Here is a 5018-nt window from a genome sequence, read left to right as displayed (position 1 = left end):
GCACCACGTCGAAGGCCGAGATCCGATCACTTGCGACGAGCAGTACGGCGTCGTCCCCGACGGCGAACAACTCGCGTACCTTCCCGGATCCGAGGTGCGTCAGCCCGGCGAACTCCTCATGTGTCAGCGGCATGCTTCCGACCGTACCGTTCGGCCCGGGCCGGATGGCCCGGGCCGGCGTTCAGCTGAGCGCGGCGAGCCGGTCGAACACCGGGCCGAGGCGTTCGACGTAGCGCTCCGGCCGGCTGACCTTGTCGAGACGGTCCTCGTCGAGCGGCAGCTCCCGCTCCGCCGCGTGCCTGCGCAGCGTCTCGCGGAACGGGACCCCTGTCTGCCAGGTCTCCATCGCCGCCGCCTGGGTGATGGCGTAGGCGTCCTCGCGGGACAGGCCGGTCTCGACCAGCTCCAGCAGCACCGCGGAGGTGTAGACGAGCCCGCCGGTCGCGTCGAGGTTGGCCCGCATCCGTTCCCGGTCGACGACGAGCCCGTCGACGAGTCGGGTGGTGAGGTGCAGCAGGTAGTCCACGCCGCAGGCGGCGTCCGGCAGCGCGATCCGTTCGGTCGACGAGTGTGAGATGTCCCGCTCATGCCACAGCGGGACACCCTCCAGGACCGGCACGTACTGGGCCCGCACGATCCTGGCCAGCCCCGCGATGCGCTCGGACATGATCGGGTTCTTCTTGTGCGGCATCGCGGACGAGCCCTTCTGGCCCGACCCGAACGGCTCCGACAACTCCCGGACCTCCGTGCGCTGACCGTGCCGCACCTCCAGCGCCACCGCCTCGCAGACGGTGGCGAGGCCGGCCAGCGCGGCGACCCAGGAGGCGATGCCGTCCCGCAGGACGACCTGCGTCGCGACCGGCGCCGGGGTCAGGCCCAGCCGGCTCGCGACGAAGCTCTCCACATCGGTGTCGATGTTGGAGTAGGTGCCGACCGCACCGGAGATCTTCGCGATGCCGACGTCCGCCCGCGCCGCGCGCAGCCGGTCGCGGCAGCGGGCCATGCCGAACGCCAGGTCGGCGACCCGGTGGCCGAAGACCGTCGGCTCGCCGTGGATGCCGTGGGTACGCCCTACCCGCAGCGTCTCCCGGTGCGCCAGGCCCAGGTCGCGCAGCGCGGCGACGAGCCGGTCGGCCCGGGCGAGCAGCAGGTCGGTGGCCTCGACCAGCTGGCAGGCGAGCGCGGTGTCGAGCAGGTCGGACGAGGTCATCCCGAAGTGCACGTAGGCCGCCGCCGACCGCGGCTCGGTGCGGTCGGCCCAGGCGGACAGGAAGGCGATCACGTCATGCTGGGTGACGGCCTCGATCTCGGCGACCGCCTCCGGCGTGGGCGCCGGCGCGGCGCGCACCGGGTCGACCGCGTCGGCCGGGATGCGCCCAGCGGCGGCGTGCGCCTCCACGACGAGGACCTCGACCTTGCACCACAGCTCGTACTTGTTGGCCTCGGACCACACCCGGCCCATCTCGGGCAGCGTGTAACGACCGATCATGCCCGTGCCGCCGCCGCGACGTCGGCGAGGGAGTCGGCCGCGGCCTGCTCGAACTCGTCCTTGAACGTCGCCAGCTTCAGCCCGAGGTCAGGGTCGCCCAGCGCCAGGATCTGGATTGCCAGGATCGCCGCGTTCGTCGAGTTGTTGAGGCCGACGGTCGCCACCGGCACGCCCGGCGGCATCTGCGCGATCGCGAGCATCGAGTCCATCCCGTCCAGCGCGCCGCCGGAGATCGGCACGCCGATGACGGGCAGGGTCGTCATCGAGGCGACGGCGCCAGGCAGTGCCGCGGCGAGCCCGGCACCCGCGATCACCACGGAGATGTCGCGGGTGCGCAACCGCCCGACATACTCGGCGAGGGTGCGCGGGGCGCGGTGCGCGGAGAGCGACACCTCCTCGTAGGGGACTCCGAAGCGCTCCAGCGTGGCGCCGGCCTTGCTCATGGTCTGGGTGTCCGACGGCGAGCCGTAGACGATCGCCACCCGTGGTCCGGCCGCGCCGCCTGCCGACCCGCTGCCCTGCGACGGCTTGCCCTGAGACACGCTCACTCCTCTGATTTCGGCCGGTTAGGCCGGTTCGGCTGGTGCCCCGCCTCGGCGGGATCCGGTACCTCCGCCGGTGCGCGGCCGAGGCCCGGTACCTGGCGCATCCGTGACGGGTCACCGATGTCGGTGCGGTAGTGCGCGCCATCCAGCGAGATACGGCTGATGGCCTCGTACGCCGATCCTCGCGCGGACTCGAGGTTGGAGCCGATCGCCGTGACGGACAGCACCCTGCCACCCGACGTGACGACCTGCCCCTGCTCGTCGCGGCGCGTCCCGGCGTGCAGCACGTCCACCCCGGTCAGCGCGCCCGCCGCGGTCAGACCACGGATGGGGTCACCGAGCCGCGGTCGCGCCGGGTACCCGGCCGCGGCGACGACGACGGTGATCGCCGCGCCGGAGCGCCACACCGGCCGCCGGCGCCCGAGGAGCACCTCGGTCAGCGGTGAGTTCAGCATCGCCAGGATCGCCTGCACCTCGGGATCACCGAACCGGACGTTGAACTCGACCACACGTATGCCACGGGATGTCAGTGCCAGCCCGGCGTAGAGCAGGCCGGTGAACGGGGTCNCACGCCGGGCCATCTCGTCCACCGTGGGGCGGATCACCCTGGTGACCACCTCGTCGGTCAGGCCCGCGGGGGCCCANGGCAGCGGGGTGTAGGCGCCCATGCCGCCGGTGTTCGGCCCGGTGTCGCCGTCGCCGACACGCTTGTGGTCCTGGGCGGGCAGCAGCGGCACCACCGCGCCGGACTCCGTCACGACGGCGAACAGCGACACCTCGGGCCCGTCCAGGTACTCCTCCAGGACCACCCGGTCCTCCGGGCCGCGCAGACTGGCCCGGACGGCCTCGACCGCCGCCTCCCGGTCGGTGGTGACCGTGACGCCCTTGCCGNCCGCCAGCCCGTCGTACTTCACGACATAGGGCGGGCCGAAGGTGTCGAGATCGGCCAGCGCCGAGGAGATCTCGGTGTGGTCCCGCGAGTCGGCTGTCGGGACACNGGCCGCCCGCATGACCTCCTTGGCGAAGGCTTTGCTGCCCTCCAGCCGCGCGGCGGCGGCGGACGGGCCGAAGACCGGCAGCCCGCGGGCGCGCAGCTCGTCGCCGGCGCCCGCCACCAGGGGGACCTCCGGGCCGACGATGGTCAGATCGGCCCGAACGGACTCGGCCAGCGAGGCGACGGCGTCCGGGTCGTCGACACGCAGCGGGCGCGGCTCGGCAAGCTCCGCCGTGCCGGCGTTGCCCGGGGCGCAGACGAGCGCGTCGACCCCCGGANCCCGGGCGAGCGCGCGGCACAGTGCGTGCTCACGCCCGCCGGACCCGACGACGAGAACCTTCACCGGCTGAAGATGACGCAGAATGCGGCCGCGGAAGTCACGAGGCCCAGGTTATCGCGCACGTTGATCACAGGCGGCTACAGGCCGACGCCCGCCTGCCAGAGCATGTGGGCCATTCCGTGTACGAGGTGCAACGCGCAGCGGCGTGCGTCCNCCTCGGCCATGCTCTCCACGATGGCGGGGGCGTCGACCTGCCACACCTGCACCTCGCGGCCGAGCACGGTCAGTGGCGCCGGGTCGTCCCGGCCCTCGAACGTGCGTCCACCGGGCTCGACGAACAGGTGCAGCGAGCGGCCGGGGGCGGGAAAGCTCTCGCACCGCCAGTAGAGGAGCGGCCAGGCGTGCAGCCGCTCGCGGCGCAGCGGCCGGCGGCGTGTGGACGCGGGTGCGGGTCGCTCGCCCCGGTGCCGGCCCACGGCCGGTGGGTCCGTGACCTCGCGAGGGCCGGCCTCCCGAGGGGCGCACCCGTCGCCGGGCGCGCCGTCACCGGCGGCCGCGGTCGTGCCGGTGGTACCTGCGGGGGCGGCGCCGGTCGTGCCGGTGGTGGTGCCGGTGGTGGTGCCGATGGTGCCGACCCGCCCGCGATATCGGCGCGGGCCGACGGGGTCCGCGGCGTAGCCGTCGTGGGCCCGCTCCGGGCGCCGTCCGGTCGCGCGGACCGTGACCGGCGGGGTGAGGGCCTCCGCCGCGCAGAACGCCAGGAACTCCTGGATCTGTGCCTCGACGTGCTCGGCGATCGCCGCGGCTCGTTCCAGCCGCAACGCCTCGGCGCGCTTCGAGCTGCGGATCGCGTGGCTGCCGCGGAGCAGGACATCGGTGAGCGTCTCCGGCAGCGCCTCACCGGTGGGGGAGAAACCGACCGGCCAGGTGGCGGGGTCGATCCCGCGCGGCAGCCGACGGTCCGGCCGGACCGTCGGTGACCAGCGCGCCGGACTGGGCTGACGCGGCGCGGTGGCCGGCGCCCGGTCGAGTTCGGCGGACACGGTCGGCGTCGGCATCGATGTGGGCGTGGAGGTCGGCGTAGACGCGGGCGCCGGCGCCGTTGCGCCCGTCGTCGCTGCGGCCTCGTCGCCGCCGAGGTTGTCCGTGCCCGCGCTGTCATCCTCCCAGGAGGATCGCGGCGGAAGCCCCGCCATCGGCACCACCCCCGGTAGTCGCTCACTGTGACTATGTAAGCGTCGACCGTAACGGTGCGTGGCGCNNCCTGGAGCCGGGCGCGGCGCGGGAAGAATCACCGACCGACCGCCCGCCGATCAGCGCCTGATCAGATCAGCTCGTTGATCACCAGTGTCTGGGTCCGGCCGGGGCCTACACCCACCGCGGACACCGGGGCACCGGACATCTCCTCGATCGTCGTGACGTAGGCGCGCGCGGCGTCCGGAAGGTCCTCGAAGCGGGTGACCTCGGAGATGTCCTCGTGCCAGCCGGGCAGATTTTCGTAGATCGGCTTCGCGTGATGGAAGTCCGTCTGCGTCATCGGCATCTCGTCGGTGCGCCGGCCGTTGATCTCGTAGCCGACGCAGACGGGCACGGTGTCGAAGCCCGAGAGCACGTCGAGTTTGGTCAGGAACAGGTCGGTCAGCCCGTTCACCCGCACGGCGTAGCGGGCGATCACGGCGTCGAACCAGCCGGTTCGGCGGGCCCGCCCGG

Annotated in this window: 5 protein-coding genes and 5 pseudogenes; all 10 read right to left on the bottom strand. The window is 73.3% G+C overall.

The window, feature by feature from the left end:
* A partial coding sequence (locus tag UG55_RS27725; RefSeq protein WP_304440437.1) for a phosphoribosylaminoimidazolesuccinocarboxamide synthase occupies positions 1-133 on the bottom strand: 133 nt, incomplete at its 3' end.
* Positions 134-181: 48 nt separating this feature from the next.
* Complete coding sequence (purB, locus tag UG55_RS21830; protein WP_066072444.1) at positions 182-1489, bottom strand: adenylosuccinate lyase; 1308 nt, start codon at positions 1487-1489, stop codon at positions 182-184.
* Entirely contained in the window at positions 1486-2037 is a 552-nt protein-coding gene (gene purE / locus UG55_RS21825; RefSeq protein WP_066072441.1) for a 5-(carboxyamino)imidazole ribonucleotide mutase, read from the bottom strand. Before purE ends, purB begins: the two co-directional genes overlap by 4 nt.
* Positions 2034-2601: pseudogene (locus tag UG55_RS41395) on the bottom strand (phosphoribosylglycinamide synthetase C domain-containing protein); the annotation flags it as partial. The gene purE and the pseudogene UG55_RS41395, both read right to left, overlap by 4 nt.
* Before the next feature lies 1 nt (position 2602).
* A pseudogene (locus UG55_RS41390) lies at positions 2603-2678 on the bottom strand (hypothetical protein); the annotation flags it as partial.
* A 1-nt stretch (position 2679) separates the two neighbouring features.
* A pseudogene (locus UG55_RS41385) lies at positions 2680-2925 on the bottom strand (phosphoribosylamine--glycine ligase); the annotation flags it as partial.
* Position 2926: 1 nt separating this feature from the next.
* Positions 2927-3031: pseudogene (locus UG55_RS41380) on the bottom strand (hypothetical protein); the annotation flags it as partial.
* 1 nt (position 3032) lies between these two features.
* Positions 3033-3306 (bottom strand): annotated as a pseudogene (locus UG55_RS41375) (phosphoribosylamine--glycine ligase); the annotation flags it as partial.
* 216 nt (positions 3307-3522) lie between these two features.
* A partial coding sequence (locus tag UG55_RS41370; RefSeq protein WP_242424924.1) for a hypothetical protein occupies positions 3523-4504 on the bottom strand: 982 nt, incomplete at its 3' end.
* 128 nt (positions 4505-4632) lie between these two features.
* On the bottom strand, positions 4633-5018 hold a 386-nt coding region (locus tag UG55_RS21810), incomplete at its 5' end, for an adenylosuccinate synthetase (RefSeq protein ID WP_199865222.1).

It is taken from the genome of Frankia sp. EI5c, assembly GCF_001636565.1.
Taxonomy (GTDB): Bacteria; Actinomycetota; Actinomycetes; order Frankiales; family Frankiaceae; genus Parafrankia.
The sequence above is the reverse complement of the archived record's forward strand: the minus strand, read 5'-3'. Positions and strand labels throughout refer to the sequence as shown.